The sequence below is a fragment of the Streptomyces sp. AC627_RSS907 genome, from assembly GCF_019049165.1.
In genome coordinates this window covers 107,410-122,023 of record NZ_JAGMUE010000030.1, presented here as the reverse complement: position 1 = coordinate 122,023, position 14,614 = coordinate 107,410, and the positions used below count along the sequence as shown (strand labels likewise).

Here is a 14,614-nt window from a genome sequence, read left to right as displayed (position 1 = left end):
CTTCAGGTCGTAACCGTGGCGCGGCCCGGACTCCAGGAGACCCAGGAGGGTGTGACCGATGGACATGCGGAGCACTCTACACACGGTGTATACGCACCATGTATACGCGGGGTGCAGAGCTGCTGGCGGGGCGTACGGGTCCGCAGGTCGGAGCCGTTTGTCACGGTTCCGCTACGGCGGGCCGCGCCGGCGCGAGGTGCGATGCGGCGCGGCCCGTCCGGCTCCGCTACGGCGGTGGCGCGGACCCCGGCCCCTGGCGCCCGGGCGGGCGGCCCCGGCGCGGCAGTGGTCCGGCGTCACCGGGCAGGCGGCCCGCCTCCGCGAGCGCCCTGCGGAGCAGGAACTCGATCTGGGCGTTGGCCGAGCGCAGCTCGTCGCCCGCCCAGCGGGCCAGCGCCTCGTACACCTGAGGGTCCAGTCGCAGCAGCACCTGCTTGCGCTGCTGCTGCGGCCGACGCGACGGAGGCGGCCCCGCGGGCTTGGGGGCCGGCTCCTCCGGGGGAGGGGTCACTGGTAGAGGGTCCCCGTGTTCAGGACGGGCTGCGCGGCGCGGTCGCCGCAGAGCACGACCATCAGGTTGGACACCATCGCCGCCTTGCGCTCGTCGTCCAGCTCCACGATGCCCTGCTCGCTGATGCGGGCCAGCGCCGTCTCGACCATGCCGACCGCGCCGTCCACGATCTGCCGCCGCGCCGCGACCATCGCGCCGGCCTGCTGCCGCTGGAGCATCGCGGAGGCGATCTCCGGCGCGTACGCGAGGTGGGTGAAGCGGGACTCGATGATCTGGACGCCGGCCGCCTCGACGCGCGCGTGCAGTTCGACGGCGAGCTTCTCGGTGATCTCCTCGGCGTTGCCGCGCAGGGAGAGGCCGTCCTCCTCGTGGGCGTCGTAGGGGTACTCGATGGCGATGTGCCGCACGGCCGCCTCGGTCTGGGTGGAGACGAACTCGACGTAGTCGTCCACCTCGAAGGTGGCCTGCGCGGTGTCCTCGACCCGCCACACCACCACGGCGGCCAGCTCGATCGGGTTGCCGTAGGCGTCGTTCACCTTCAGGACGGCCGTCTCGTGGTTGCGGACGCGGGTCGAGATCTTGGTGCGGGAGGTGAAGGGGTTGACCCAGCGCAGCCCGTCCTGCCGGATGGTCCCCCGGTACCGCCCGAAGAGCTGCACCACGCGCGCCTCACCCGGCGCCACCATGTTCAGGCCGCACATCGCGAGGATCGCGGCCAGACCGACCACGAGGCCGCCGATGATCAGGGCGGCCTTGCCGCCGGTCGCGGAGACCGCCGTCGCGGCGGCGAGCAGGCCGGCCCCGACGAGCAGCCCGACCAGCCCCAGCAGCAGCGCGAGTCCGCCGCCGATGCTGTGCGCCGGATTCTCGCGGACCCGTGGTGCGGGCATCTCGGGCACGTCCGCGGTGGCCTGCGGGGCCTCGTGCGCCTGGCGTGTGGACATGGGTGGTCCCCCGTTCTCGCGGGGCGCGCTCGCGCCCCGCCTCGGCTTCTATCGTCGATCTATCTAAGTGATATCACTTTACCTCGAAGTGACAACCCTGCGCCCCTCTCGTACGTCGGTTCCTGTGGGGCGGGTGCTGATTCTCACGTCCCCACAAGGGGGGATCGGCAGCCGTATGCCACATCTCCCGGTGTTAGCTTTCTGAGTTGGCATAAGCGACGAACCTGTGTGACGCGTGAGTGAAACGTGCACACAGATGAACGAAGCGGAGCGGATCGGACTCATGGGACGAGCGGAAGAAAGACGAGCGCGACAGCGCGGTGGCCGCCGCGCGGCGCCCAGGCGACGCCGCTCGTCCCCGAAGGACGACCGGAGCCTCATACGCCGGCTCTTCACCTGGAAGAAGATCCTCGGCACGTTCTTCGGCCTGATCCTGCTCGGCATGGGCGCCTTCGTCGTGCTGTACCTGGTGATCGACATCCCCGAGGGCAACGCCGACGCCGAGCTGCAGAGCAACGTCTACAAGTACAGCGACGGCAGCATCATGGCCCGCACGGGCGATCTCAACCGTGAGATCGTCGACCTGGCCAAGGTGCCCAAGGACGTCCGGTACACGTTCGTCGCCGCCGAGAACAAGACCTTCTACAAGGACGCCGGCGTCGACCTCAAGGGCACCGCGCGCGGCCTGCTCAACACGTTCTCCGGCAAGGGCGCGCAGGGCGGCTCGACCATCACCCAGCAGTACGTCAAGAACTACTACCTGACGCAGGAACAGACGGTCTCCCGCAAGCTGAAGGAACTGGTCATCTCCCTGAAGCTGGACCGGGAGAAGTCCAAGGACTACATCCTCGCCGGCTACATCAACACCAGCTACTACGGCCGCGGCGCCTACGGCATCCAGGCCGCCGCCCAGGCCTACTACCGCGTCGACGCCGAGGACCTCACGGTCGAGCAGGGCGCCTACCTCGCCGCGCTGCTCCAGGCACCGAACCAGTACGACTGGGCCATCGCCAGCGACACCGGCAAGAAACTGGTCCAGCAGCGCTGGAACTACGTCCTGGACAACATGGTCGAGCAGAAGTGGCTGGACCAGGCCGACCGTCAGACCATGAAGTTCCCGACGCCCGAGCCGCCCAAGCCCGCTCCCGGGATGGAGGGCCAGACCGGATACCTGGTGGAGGCGGCCAAGACCGCCCTCAAGCGACAGCTCGTCGCCCAGGGCACCGCCGAGGACATGAAGCAGGCCGAGGCCATGGTGGACCTCGGCGGCTACACCGTCACCCTCAACATCGACAAGAAGAAGCAGGCGGCGCTGGAGCAGGCGGTCAAGACCAGGCTCACCAGCAAGCTGGACCCCGCCAAGCGCAAGGTCGACGCCGACGTCCAGGCCGGCGCCGTCTCCGTCGACCCGAAGACGGGCGCGGTCCAGGCGATGTACGGCGGCGTGGACTACGTGAAGCACTACACGAACAACGCCACCCGCCGCGACTACCAGCCCGCCTCCACCTTCAAGCCGGTGATCCTCGCCGCGGCCGTGGACCAGGACGCCGAGACCCAGGAGGGCGTGCCGATCACGGCCAACACCATCTACGACGGCACCAGCGAGCGCCCCGTGATGGACGGCGACCGCGAGGTCGGCTTCGCGCCCCCCAACGAGGACGACGTCAACTACGACGACATCACCGTCCAGGACGCGATGAACAAGTCCGTCAACTCCGTCTTCGCGCAGATGGGCATCGACGTCGGCATGACCGAGGTCATGAAGGTGGCGGGCGCCCTCGGCATGGACGTCGAGGGCGTGGACCCCGTGCCCGCGCAGACCCTGGGCAGTATGGGCGCGAGCCCGCTGGAGATGGCCGGCGTCTACGCCACCCTCGACAACCATGGCAAGAAGGTCACCCCGGCCGTCGTGAAGTCGGTCGAGCACAAGGACCGCAAGGTCGAGTTCCCCGACCCGATCGGCGACCGGGTCATCAGCCGCGAGGCCGCCGACACGGTGACCTCCGTGCTCACCGGCGTGGTCGACGACGGTACGGCCAAGAAGTCCGTGCGGGACAACCCGATGCGCGGCGAGCAGACGGTCGCCGGCAAGACGGGTACGTCCGACAACAACAAGTCGGCCTGGTTCTCCGGCTTCACGCCCGGCCTGGTCACCTCGGTCGGCCTGTTCGGCGAGGACGACAAGGAGCCGCACCCGCAGGTCCCGATGTACAAGGCGGGCGGCGTCGACCACCGCGTCAACGGTGGTGGCTTCCCCGCGGAGATCTGGGCCGCGTACACCTTCGGCGTCATGGGCGAGGTCACCGAGTTCGACCTGGAGACCAAGCAGGGCAACGCGGTGAAGCCGAGCAAGTCGCCGACGCAGTCGCAGTCGCCGACCCAGTCGCCGACGCAGTCGGAGTCGCCCACGCAGTCGCCGACGCACTCGGAGTCGCCGACCCAGTCGCCGACGCAGTCGGAGTCGCCCACGCAGTCGCCGACCCAGTCGCAGTCGCCGACCCAGTCGCCGAGCAACAGCCCGTCGACCCCACCGCCGACGGGTGGGCAGAGCACGGAGCCGGGGGACCCCGGCCCCCCGGACGGGGACTGGTGGGAGCAGTAGCGCCCGCCCGGCGTACGTGAGGGGGGGGAGCCCGGTGCTGACCGGGCTCCCCCCCTCACGTACGCCTGTACGCCTCAGCCGCGGTTCAGCTCGAACCAGACCACCTTCCCGGTGCTCAGCCGCGTCGCACCCCAGCGCCGGGCCAGCCGGTTCACCAGGTACAGCCCGCGTCCGCCCTCGTCCGTGGCCCGTGCCTGCCGCAGCCGCGGCAGCTGCGGCACGTCGTCGCCGACCTCGCAGCGCAGCACGTCCGTGCGCAGCAACCGCAGGGTGACCGGCCGGGAGGCGTAGCGCACGGCGTTGGTCACGACCTCGCTGACGAGCAGCTCCACGGAGTCCGTGAGGTCCTCCATGCCCCAGCGGGCCAGGGCACGCCGGGCCAGACGGCGGGCGCGGCCGGGAGCCGCGTCCTCGGGGTCCAGGAACCAGTAGGCCACGTCGCTGGGGGCGATGCCGTCGAAGCGGGCGGCGAGCAGCGCGATGTCGTCGTCCCGGTCGCCCGGCCCGAGCATGTCCAGCACCTCGTCGCACAGGGCTTCCAGGGGCGGCGGATGGTCCGGCCCGGTGAGCTGCGCGGTCGCCGCGAGCCGCTCGCGCAGCTGCTCTATGCCGGTCCACACGTCCCGCAGCCGGGACTCGACCAGCCCGTCGGTGTACAGGAGCAGGGTCGCGCCGGCGGGGGCGTCGAGCTCCACCGCCTCGAAGTCCACGCCGCCCACGCCGATCGGGGCGCCGGCCGGCACGCGCAGCACCTCGGCATGGCCGCCCAGGTGCAGCAGGACGGGCGGCGGGTGACCGGCGTTGGCGACGGTGATGCGGTGCGATACCGGGTCGTACACGGCGTACAGGCAGGTCGCCATGCGGTCGGTGCCCAGGCGCTGCGCCTGCTCGTCGAGGTGGTGCAGCACCTCCTGCGGCGGCAGGTCGAGCCCGGCCAGGGTCTGCGCGGTGGTCCGCAGCTGGCCCATGATGGCCGCCGACGTCATGGAGTGGCCCATCACGTCACCGACCACCAGCGCGACCCGGCTGCCGGGCAGCGGGATGGCGTCGTACCAGTCGCCGCCGACCCGCGCCGTCTCGGCGGCCGGGAGGTAACGCGAGGCCAGCCGCACGCCCGTGCAGCGCGGCAGGTTCTCCGGGAGCATCGTGCGCTGCAACTCGTCGGCGATGTACGCCTCACGCCCGTACAGCACCGCCTTGTCGATGCCGAGCGCGCTGTGCGTGGCGAGCTGGGCGGCGACCAGCAGGTCGTCGGCCTCGAAGGCGACGCGCTCCGGGCCGCGCAGGAACAGGGCGGCCCCGATCACCCGGCGCCGGCCGCGCAGCGGCGCGAGGATCGCCCGGTGGCCGTCGGGGACGGCGAACTCGCCGCCGTCGCCGAGCAGTTCCGGCAGGGCGGCGCGAGCGGCGGGGGTGTCCGTGAAGACCGGGCGCACCCCGCGCAGCACCTCGGCGAGCGCGCTGCCCGGCCGTACCTCGCACAGCTCGGAGCCGACCGACTCCAGCTCGGAGGGCTCGGGCTGTGCCGCGGGCAGGAACCCGCTCTCGGTGTCCCGCTCGGCCGGTATCCGGTCGGTGCGCCTCAGTCGCAGCACCAGGGGGCCGGTCGGCCGCTCGTCACCGACCGGCAGCGGCTCGCGCAGGTAGACGAGGATCGCGTCCGCGAAGGTCGGCACGGTGGCCCGGCACAGCCCCATCACGATCTCGTCGAGGTCCATGCCCCGGGCGATCCGCCGGGTGGCGGCCCCCACGAACCGCAGCCGGTCCCCGTCCCGCCGCATGGGCGTGGGCCGCCCGGGTGCGGTGGGCTGCCCGGTACGGCGGTCCGGCACCGGCGGTGCGCCACCGCGCTCCGGGGCCGCCGGTGCCACGGGCCCGGACGGCGTACCGCCCGGCTGGACCGGAACACCCTCCGGCGTGGGGCGCGGGCGGTGCGTGTCGGGCTCTGCTGCCTGCTCGGCACCCGGCTGGGCGTGCTCGAAGGCGCCGGGCGCGTCCGCGCCCGGCGTGGGCGGCGTCTCTCCCGTGCGCCCCTGCGCCGGTAACGCCGCCCCGGAGGCGCGCGGTGGCACAGGGGTGTGCAGGAGCGCCCCGCCGGGATCCGTGGGGTCGGCGCCCGTCGGGGGGCGGTCGAAGGATGTCGGGTGCTCCGTCACGCGTGTCGAATCCATCCGTCCGGGACTGCGCGCGGCGCGTGCAGTTCGTCCCGCAGAAGTCCCGATACCCGGAAAACATGCCCAGGGAACGGGATTCCCGCGTGGTCAGAGGCTGTTCCTGTGCCGCCGGCGGACCGCCCGCGGCCCGTCTCCGTGTTGCCCTCGTACCCCTCGCTCACGTCCTGCCGCCCCTCGGTGACGATCGGTCAAGCACAGTGCACGCACCGCAGGTTGCCACTGCCGCGCTCCTTTGCGGAGGACGATCCTACGTTTCCTGCCCGGGGGCGCATCAAGGGTCTCATGAGGACGCATGCGCGGGCGTGCGATCCCAGTCCCCGGGCAGCGACGGTACCGCCCAGGACGGGTCAGGTCGCCAGTCTTCCCAGCCGTCCGCGAACGGGGAGCCCCAGGCGCCGATCTCCGCCACCGCGGCACGGCCCGCCTCCCGCACCCGCTCGGCGAGCCGGGCGTCCATCAGCCGGTCGCGCTGGGCCTGCGCGAACTCGTCCTCGTCCCGCCACTGCCAGGTGCGGTCCGGCTGGACGGAGATGTCCAGGAAGTGGTCCTCGGAGTCGACCCCGTCCTCCCAACGGGCCAGCGGCTCCTCCAGGTTGACGTACCAGTTCTTGAACCGCCAGCCCGGGTCCCAGAACAGCCACACCGACCAGGGCTCGCCGGGCCGCGCCAGCTTCAGCACGCCCGTGCCGAACCACCGGTCGCGCTGCACGGTGCGCGGCTTGGTGTAGCGCGAGGCCAGCGGTTCCAGGTGCACGGGCGTACCGTCGGCGAGCACCGGTTTCACGCACTCGGTGCCGGGTGCCAGCCACACGGCGAGCAGGTCGGCGTCGTCCCGTACGACGGTGACGGGGCGCACGATGTGGAAGTGCCGGCCGCCGTTCTCCCGGTACCGCCACAGGATGTGACTCCCCGGTGCCCAATACCTGGTCCGGGCCGCCGGGCTGCCCGCCTCCGCCTCCGTCGCCGCGCTCATGGCTTCACCGTCTGTCATGGAGCGATATTAGGTGCCCTGGCCACGTGACGCGCCGGTGACCGTGAGGGCGTCCGTCACGGGTGGGTCATGCGCAGGACGTCCAGTGCCTCGTCCAGCTGCTCGTCGGTGAGGTCGCCGCGCTCGACGTACCCGCCCTCCAGGACGACCTGACGGATCGTCTTCCGTTCGGCCAGCGCCTTCTTGGCGACCCTGGCGGCCTCCTCGTACCCGATGTACTTGTTGAGCGGCGTGACCACGGAGGGCGAGGACTCGGCGTACTCGCGGGCCCGGTCCCGGTGGGCGACGATGCCGTCGACGGTCCGGTCGGCCAGCAGCCGGGAGACGTTCGCCAGCAGCCGCACCGACTCCAACACGTTCTTGGCGATGACCGGCAGCATGACGTTGAGCTCGAAGTTGCCGGCCGCTCCGGCGGCGGCGACGGTCGCGTCGTTCCCGGTGACCTGGGCGGCGACCATGAGCACGGCCTCCGGGATCACCGGGTTCACCTTGCCCGGCATGATGGACGAGCCAGGCTGGAGGTCGGGCAGGGAGATCTCCGCGAGCCCGGTCCGCGGTCCGGACGCCATCCACCGCAGATCGTTCGCGATCTTCGTCAGGCCGACGGCGACGGTCCGCAGCTGCCCGCTGGTCTCGACGATGCCGTCCCGGGCGCCCTGCGCCTCGAAGTGGTCGCGCGCCTCGGTCAGCGGCAGCCCGGTCGCGCGGGCCACCTCCTCGATGACGGCGGCGGAGAAGCCGGGCGGGGTGTTGATGCCGGTGCCGACGGCGGTGCCGCCCAGCGGCAGCTCGGCGAGGCGGGGCAGGGAGGCGTTCAGCCGCTCGATCCCGTACCGCACCTGGGCCGCGTACCCGCCGAACTCCTGCCCCAGCGTGACGGGCGTGGCGTCCATGAGGTGGGTCCGCCCGGACTTCACCACGTCGGCGAACTCCTCGGCCTTGCGCTCCAGGGCGCCGGCGAGGTGGTCGAGGGCCGGGATCAGGTCGCGGGTGACGGCGGCGGTGGCGGCGATGTGGATCGACGACGGGAAGACGTCGTTGGACGACTGGGAGGCGTTGACGTGGTCGTTGGGGTGGACGTCCCGGCCCAGCCGTTCGGTGGCCAGGGTGGCGATGACCTCGTTGGTGTTCATGTTGGACGAGGTCCCCGACCCGGTCTGGAACACGTCCACGGGGAAGTGCGCGTCCCACTTCCCCTCGGCGACCTCGTCGGCCGCCTCCTGGATCGCGGCGGCGACGTCCTCGTCCAGGACTCCCAGCCCGGCGTTGACCTTGGCCGCCGCGCCCTTGATCCGGGCGAGCGCCTCGATGTGCGCGCGCTCGATGCGCTGCCCGGACACGGGGAAGTTCTCCACCGCCCGCTGCGTCTGCGCCCGCCACTTGGCGTCGGCGGGGACGCGGACCTCACCCATGGAGTCGTGCTCGATGCGGTATTCGCTCATACCGGGTACAGCGTGCGGGGCGGTGTGGATGTTCCGCCCGTACTCCGGGCGGAGCCCCCGGGCACGGACGGGCGGGGGCGGCGGGGCGGTGAACGTCCCCCGCCGCCGCCGGTGAACTACGCGAGCCCCGGCCCCCGCACCGGAATCGTCGTGAACGTCGGCGCCGGCGCCGGGTCCTGGAAGAAGTCGTTGCCCTTGTCGTCGACGACGATGAACGCCGGGAAGTCCTCGACCTCGATCTTCCAGACCGCCTCCATGCCGAGCTCCTCGTACTCGACGACCTCGACCTTCTTGATGCAGTCCTGCGCGAGCCGCGCCGCCGGCCCGCCGATGGAGCCGAGGTAGAAGCCGCCGTGCGCGTCGCAGGCGTCGGTGACCTGCTTGCTCCGGTTGCCCTTGGCCAGCATCACCTTGGAGCCGCCCGCCGCCTGGAACTGCTCCACGTAGGAGTCCATGCGCCCGGCGGTCGTCGGACCGAACGACCCGGACGCGTACCCCTCCGGCGTCTTCGCCGGACCCGCGTAGTACACCGGGTGGTCCTTCAGGTACTGCGGCATCTCCTCGCCCGCGTCCAGCCGCTCCTTGATCTTGGCGTGCGCGATGTCCCGCGCCACGACCAGCGGACCGGACAGCGACAGCCGGGTCTTGACCGGGTACTTCGTCAGCTCGGCGAGGATGTCGTCCATCGGCTGGTTCAGGTCGATCCTGACGACGTCGCCGTCGGCGTCCAGCTGCTCGTCCGTCGTCTCCGGCAGGAAACGCGCCGGGTCGGTCTCCAGCTGCTCCAGGAAGACGCCCTCGGCGGTGATCTTGGCGACCGCCTGCCGGTCCGCCGAGCAGGACACCGCGATGGCGACAGGGCAGGACGCCCCGTGCCGCGGCAGGCGCACGACCCGCACGTCGTGGCAGAAGTACTTGCCGCCGAACTGCGCGCCGATGCCGATCTTCTGCGTCAGCTCGAAGACCTTCTCCTCCAGCTCCTTGTCCCGGAAGCCGTGACCGAGCTCCGAGCCCTCGGCCGGGATCTCGTCCAGGTAGTGCGCGGAGGCGTACTTCGCGGTCTTCAGCGCGTACTCGGCCGACGTGCCGCCGACGACGATCGCCAGGTGGTACGGCGGGCAGGCGGCCGTGCCCAGCGAGCGGATCTTCTCCTCCAGGAACTTCATCATGGAGGCCTCGTTCAGGACGGCCTTCGTCTCCTGGTAGAGGAACGACTTGTTGGCCGAGCCGCCGCCCTTCGCCATGAACAGGAACTTGTAGGCGCCGCCGTCGGTCGCGTACAGCTCGATCTGGGCCGGGAGGTTGGAGCCGGTGTTCTTCTCCTCCCACATGGTGAGCGGAGCCATCTGGGAGTAGCGCAGGTTCAGGTTCTTGTAGGCGTCGTAGATGCCCCGGCTCAGGGCCTCCTCGTCACCGCCCGCCGTGAGCACGTTCTGCCCGCGCTTGCCCATGACGATCGCCGTGCCGGTGTCCTGGCACATCGGCAGCACGCCCGCCGCCGCGATGTTCGCGTTCTTCAGCAGGTCCAGCGCCACGAACTTGTCGTTGCCGGACGCCTCCGGGTCGTCGATGATGCGGCGCAGCTGGGCGAGGTGCGCCGGGCGCAGGTAGTGCTGGATGTCGTGGATGGCCTCCTCGGCCAGCTTGCGCAGCGCCTCCGGCTCCACCTTGAGGAAGGTCCGCCCGTCGGCCTCGAAGGTGGAGACACCTTCGGAGGTCACCAGCCGGTACGGAGTGGTGTCCTCTCCCTGGGGGAGCAGATCGGTGTACGCGAACTCAGGCATCTCGCCCATTCCTCACTCGACAGACGCGCGGCTGGATTCCACAGCACGACGGCTGGCCTCCATCGGCAGCGTCCACCAGCGTAGAACCTGCCGTCGGCCCCCAGCTTGTGAGGTAAGGCTCAGTAGGGCGACAGGAGACGGTCGGCGGGCCGCGGCGAGGTTGTCCACAGGGGGTAGTCGCGATCTATCGCGTTTCGGTACGCTGCTGCCGTGGACCTTCACCAGCACGCCCAACCGCAGGACGCGGCCCCGCGCGGCGCCGCCCCACGCGTCTCCGAGCTGCGCGCCTCGGACGCCGACCGTGACCGCATCGCCGACATGCTGCGCGAGGCCCTCGCGGAGGGGCGGCTCACCGCCGAGGAGCACGCCGAGCGCGTCGAGGGCGTGCTGGCCGCCAGGACGGTCGGTGAGCTGGACGTCTTCGTCCGGGACCTGCCCGCGGCGCACGCCGGGCCGGCCGCCGCCGCCCCGGCCCCCGACCGCCCCACCGCCGGCGCCGTCCCGCCGGTCCCCGACGAGAACGTGGTGGCGGTCTTCAGCGGCGCCGTCCGCAAGGGCCGGTGGCGGGCGAGCCGCCGCATCCACGCGTACGCGGTGTTCGGAAGCGTCGAGATAGACCTCAGCGAGGCGCTCTTCGAGCACCGGCAGGTGGTGATCAAGGCGTTCGCGGTCTTCGGCAGCGTCGAGGTGCGTGTCCCGGAGAACGTGTCGCTGCGCGGCGCGGGCGGCGGCGTGCTCGGCAACTTCGAGGTGGACACCCTCGACTCGGCCGAGCCCGAGGCCCCCGTCATCTATGTGGACGGCTGGGCCGTGCTGGGCAGTGTCGAGGCGCGTCCCAAGCGCGGCAAGCTCGTCGCGGACATCCTCGACCGGGTGCAGCGCAAGGTCGACAGGAGTGTGCGCAAGCATCTGTAGCCCGGCACCGGTGGCGGTTGGGAACCCAGTGCATAGGCGCGCGTACAACGGGTAAGCCTTGACGCATCGTCTCTCGCTCGCGAAGCCGTCGTCAGGAGTAGACCGTGCTGCAACCGCCGCATTCGTCCCTGCAGGTAGCTGCCGTTCCGGCCCAGCGGGGGCCCGTGCGGGACAGGGACCAAGACGCTCCCTGGCACACCGAGGCGGTGTGCCGGCGCGACGAGGCCGGACTGTTCTTCGCTCCTTCCAAGGAACCCACCGCCGCCCGGCTCTCCCGCGAGGAGGCGGCCAAGCGCGTCTGCGCCCGCTGCCCGGTCATGGTCGAGTGCCGCGAGCACGCCCTCCTGCAGCCCGAGCCCTACGGCGTCTGGGGCGGCCTCACCGCCGCCGAACGCCGCGTGGTCCTGGCCCGACGCCGCCGTCGCGACGTCGAACTGAAGAAGACGGCCCGCGCGGCGGCCGGCCGCATAGTGGCGGCGGGCTAGCGCTAGCGCGCACGCGCACGAAGGGCGCCCCCTCCGCACAGGGGGCGCCCTTCGCGTGCCGCCGGCGCAGTGCCGCCGGCGGCACGGGGCCGTATGCGACATGCGGCTGCGCCGCGTGGGCGCGACCGGCCACCTCGGACCCGTACCCGCCGACGCGACCGCACCCTCGGCTCAGGAGGCGCCCGGCGAAGCCGATGGGGCCGATGGGGCCGATGGGGCCGATGGGGCCGACGGGGTCACTTGGCCCGGTCGAAGTCGATCGCGCTGTACGCCCGCAGCTTGCTCAGCCGGTGTTCGGAGTCGATCCGCCGCACCGTGCCCGACTTGGACCGCATCACGATCGAGTCGGTCGTGGCCGTCTCGGACCGGTACCGCACCCCGCGCAGCAGCTCACCGTCGGTGATGCCGGTCGCGACGAAGAAGACGTTGTCCCCGGAGACCAGGTCGTCGGTGGTCAGCACCCGGTCCAGGTCGTGCCCGGCGTCGACCGCCCGCTGCCGCTCCTCGTCGTCCTTGGGCCACAGCTTGCCCTGGATGGTGCCGCCCAGGCACTTCACGGCGCAGGCCGAGATGATGCCCTCCGGTGTGCCGCCGACGCCGAGCAGCAGATCGATGCCGGTGCCCTCGCGCAGCGCCAGGATGGAGCCGGCCACGTCGCCGTCGGAGATCAGCTTGATGCGGGCGCCGGTCTCCCGGACCTCCTTGATGAGGCGCTGGTGGCGGGGCCGGTCGAGGATGACGACGGTGACATCCTCGGGCGTGCGCCGCTTGGCCTTCGCGATCCGGCGGATGTTCACGGACACGGGCGCGTTGATGTCGACGAAGTCGGCGGCCTCGGGCCCGGTGACCAGCTTGTCCATGTAGAAGACCGCGGACGGGTCGAACATGGACCCGCGCTCGGCGGCGGCCAGCACCGCGATCGCGTTGGTCATACCGTTGGCGGTCAGCGTGGTGCCGTCGATCGGGTCGACGGCGATGTCCACCTCGGCGCCGGTGCCGTCGCCGACCCGCTCCCCGTTGAAGAGCATCGGGGCCTCGTCCTTCTCGCCCTCGCCGATGACGACGACGCCGTTCATCGAGACGGTGTGGACGAGGGTCCGCATGGCGCGCACCGCGGCACCGTCGGCGCCGTTCTTGTCGCCGCGCCCGACCCACCGGCCGGCGGCCATCGCCGCGGCTTCGGTGACCCGCACGAGTTCCATGGCGAGGTTGCGGTCGGGGGCCTCTGAGGGGACGTCCAGCTCGGACGGCAGGTGATGCTCGGTCATCGGAACGCACCTTTCTGATACGACGACGGCCGGATGAGGGTGTGCTCCGACTCTATCGTCCAGTACGACAAAATGAGCAGGGGACCCCACGTATGAGCGGAACAGGCACCTGCGACGATAGGGGGCGTGGCAGGTATGCAAGGCAAGCAGAAGTCGGCCCGGGACATGATCCTCTCCCTTGGGCTCATCGTGCTCGCGGCGGGCGTGATCTGGATCTTCATCCCGCACGACGACAGTGAACCGGACATCAAGCGGGTCGACTACCGGATCGAGCTGGTCACCGCCCAGCGCGCCGCGTCGTACCCGGTGGTCGCGCCGGAGGGCCTCTCCGAGGACTGGAAGCCGACCTCCGTCCGCTTCCGGGGTGACGAGTCCGACGCCTGGCACCTGGGCTTCCGCGCCCCGGACGGGGAGTACGTGGCGATCGAGCAGTCCAGGCAGAAGCCGTCCACCTTCATCCAGGACGCCACCCAGGGCGCGCGGGCGACCGAGAAGACCCAGGAGGTCGGCGGCCGGACGTGGACCCGTTACGAGGGCGGGCGGTACGACGCGCTGGTGCTGCGCGACGCGGACGACATGAAGGGCGCGACGACGGTTGTGGCGGGCACGGGCTCGTTCGACCAGCTGGCCACGATGGCGGCGGCGCTGAAGCTGTCGTGAGCCTCCGCCGCACCCCGATGACGTGACGAAGCCCCCGGTGGATGCCGGGGGCTTCGTCACGTCACGTCATCGGGGCCGCGGGGCTCAGACCGTGGTGACGACCTGGTCGTACGCCAGGCGCGGGGAGCGCGGGAACCAGGCGTCCGGGCCCGGACGGCCGATGTTGACGACCATCAGCGGGGTGTGGTCGTCGTCCAGGAACTCCTTGCGGACGCCGTCGTGGTCGAAGCCCGTCATGGGGCCGGCGGCCAGCCCGGCGGCGCGGACGCCGACGATGAAGTACGCGGCCTGGAGAGCGGCGTTCAGGCCGGCGGCGCCCTCACGCACCGGACGCTCGCTGAAGAAGGCGTCCTTGGCCTGCGGGAAGTGCGGGAGGAGCTGCGGCAGCTCCTCGTGGAACTCGTTGTCGGCCGACAGGATCGCGACCAGCGGGGCGGTGGCCGTCTTGGGCCGGTTGCCCTCGGCCATGTGCCCGACCAGGCGCTCGCGGGCCTCGGGGGAGCGGACCAGCGTGATGCGCAGCGGCGACTGGTTGAAGGCGGTCGGGCCGTACTTGACCAGGTCGTAGATCGCCTGCACCTGCTCGTCGGTGACCGGCTCGTCGGTGAAGGTGTTCGCGGTGCGGGCCTCGCGGAACAGCAGGTCCTGGGCGGCGGGGTCAAGAACGAGAGACATCGTGATCTTCCTTGGGACGTGCGTCGGAGCCGTGTACGCGGCACGGGACCGTTGACGGGACACGACGGTACGCCAAAGAAGTTCAACCTTCAACCACCCCTCTGGTGTGATGATCCACTTCACGCCGCCGCCGGAGTGAAGGCGCCCCCCGAGTTGTCCGGTC

Annotated in this window: 12 protein-coding genes; 4 read left to right on the top strand and 8 right to left on the bottom strand. The window is 71.3% G+C overall.

From position 1 onward, the window contains the following. Positions 1–226: 226 nt before the first annotated feature. Together KUM32_RS08940 and KUM32_RS08935 are read right to left on the bottom strand one after the other, a co-directional pair. Positions 227–511, bottom strand: coding sequence for a hypothetical protein (locus KUM32_RS08940; protein ID WP_217141266.1), 285 nt, complete (start codon positions 509–511; stop codon positions 227–229). After that, on the bottom strand, positions 508–1,455 hold the full coding sequence (locus tag KUM32_RS08935; protein WP_217141265.1) for an SPFH domain-containing protein: 948 nt from the start codon (positions 1,453–1,455) through the stop codon (positions 508–510). The genes KUM32_RS08940 and KUM32_RS08935 overlap by 4 nt, the downstream gene beginning before the upstream one ends. Before the next feature lie 283 nt (positions 1,456–1,738). Here KUM32_RS08935 and KUM32_RS08930 point away from each other — a divergent pair, with 283 nt between their 5' ends. Next, on the top strand, positions 1,739–4,057 hold the full coding sequence (locus KUM32_RS08930) for a transglycosylase domain-containing protein (RefSeq protein ID WP_217141346.1): 2,319 nt from the start codon (positions 1,739–1,741) through the stop codon (positions 4,055–4,057). A gap of 74 nt (positions 4,058–4,131) precedes the next feature. On the opposite strand, the gene KUM32_RS08925 is transcribed toward KUM32_RS08930, so the two are convergent. From KUM32_RS08925 to KUM32_RS08910, 4 genes are all read right to left on the bottom strand, one after another. Further along, the gene (locus KUM32_RS08925) at positions 4,132–6,228 is read right to left on the bottom strand and encodes an ATP-binding SpoIIE family protein phosphatase (protein WP_217141264.1); all 2,097 of its coding nucleotides are present in this window, start codon (positions 6,226–6,228) and stop codon (positions 4,132–4,134) included. Between the two features lie 283 nt (positions 6,229–6,511). Further along, a complete protein-coding gene (locus KUM32_RS08920) occupies positions 6,512–7,222 on the bottom strand; it encodes a DUF402 domain-containing protein (protein ID WP_217141263.1) in 711 nt (236 codons plus the stop codon). 56 nt (positions 7,223–7,278) lie between these two features. Further along, positions 7,279–8,664, bottom strand: coding sequence for an aspartate ammonia-lyase (locus tag KUM32_RS08915; RefSeq protein WP_217141262.1), 1,386 nt, complete (start codon positions 8,662–8,664; stop codon positions 7,279–7,281). A 116-nt stretch (positions 8,665–8,780) separates the two neighbouring features. After that, positions 8,781–10,448: a fumarate hydratase gene (locus KUM32_RS08910; protein ID WP_217141261.1), complete on the bottom strand. Its 1,668-nt coding sequence runs from the start codon at positions 10,446–10,448 to the stop codon at positions 8,781–8,783. Positions 10,449–10,658: 210 nt separating this feature from the next. Between KUM32_RS08910 and KUM32_RS08905 the strand changes: the two genes are divergently transcribed. Next, positions 10,659–11,363: a DUF1707 domain-containing protein gene (locus KUM32_RS08905; RefSeq protein ID WP_217141260.1), complete on the top strand. Its 705-nt coding sequence runs from the start codon at positions 10,659–10,661 to the stop codon at positions 11,361–11,363. Positions 11,364–11,467: 104 nt separating this feature from the next. Then, positions 11,468–11,848, top strand: a complete 381-nt coding sequence (locus KUM32_RS08900) for a WhiB family transcriptional regulator (protein ID WP_217141259.1) — start codon at positions 11,468–11,470, stop codon at positions 11,846–11,848. Between the two features lie 236 nt (positions 11,849–12,084). Here KUM32_RS08900 and glpX read toward each other — a convergent pair whose 3' ends face one another. After that, complete coding sequence (gene glpX / locus KUM32_RS08895; RefSeq protein ID WP_217141258.1) at positions 12,085–13,116, bottom strand: class II fructose-bisphosphatase; 1,032 nt, start codon at positions 13,114–13,116, stop codon at positions 12,085–12,087. A 135-nt stretch (positions 13,117–13,251) separates the two neighbouring features. Between glpX and KUM32_RS08890 the strand changes: the two genes are divergently transcribed. Continuing rightward, positions 13,252–13,776, top strand: coding sequence for a DUF4245 domain-containing protein (locus KUM32_RS08890; RefSeq protein ID WP_217141345.1), 525 nt, complete (start codon positions 13,252–13,254; stop codon positions 13,774–13,776). Between the two features lie 84 nt (positions 13,777–13,860). Here the strand turns inward: KUM32_RS08890 and KUM32_RS08885 are convergent, their stop codons facing one another. Further along, on the bottom strand, positions 13,861–14,451 hold the full coding sequence (locus KUM32_RS08885) for a malonic semialdehyde reductase (RefSeq protein ID WP_217141257.1): 591 nt from the start codon (positions 14,449–14,451) through the stop codon (positions 13,861–13,863). Between the last annotated feature and the right edge of the window lie 163 nt (positions 14,452–14,614).

Excerpts from the sequence above, each read along its gene's own strand:
- KUM32_RS08935 (WP_217141265.1), bottom strand. The coding sequence starts at position 1,455 with ATGTCCACACGCCAGGCGCACGAGGCCCCGCAGGCCACCGCGGACGTG.
- KUM32_RS08930 (WP_217141346.1), top strand. The coding sequence starts at position 1,739 with ATGGGACGAGCGGAAGAAAGACGAGCGCGACAGCGCGGTGGCCGCCGC.
- KUM32_RS08925 (WP_217141264.1), bottom strand. The coding sequence starts at position 6,228 with ATGGATTCGACACGCGTGACGGAGCACCCGACATCCTTCGACCGCCCC.
- KUM32_RS08920 (WP_217141263.1), bottom strand. The coding sequence starts at position 7,222 with ATGACAGACGGTGAAGCCATGAGCGCGGCGACGGAGGCGGAGGCGGGC.
- KUM32_RS08915 (WP_217141262.1), bottom strand. The coding sequence starts at position 8,664 with ATGAGCGAATACCGCATCGAGCACGACTCCATGGGTGAGGTCCGCGTC.
- KUM32_RS08910 (WP_217141261.1), bottom strand. The coding sequence starts at position 10,448 with ATGCCTGAGTTCGCGTACACCGATCTGCTCCCCCAGGGAGAGGACACC.
- glpX (WP_217141258.1), bottom strand. The coding sequence starts at position 13,116 with ATGACCGAGCATCACCTGCCGTCCGAGCTGGACGTCCCCTCAGAGGCC.
- KUM32_RS08890 (WP_217141345.1), top strand. The coding sequence starts at position 13,252 with ATGCAAGGCAAGCAGAAGTCGGCCCGGGACATGATCCTCTCCCTTGGG.
- KUM32_RS08885 (WP_217141257.1), bottom strand. The coding sequence starts at position 14,451 with ATGTCTCTCGTTCTTGACCCCGCCGCCCAGGACCTGCTGTTCCGCGAG.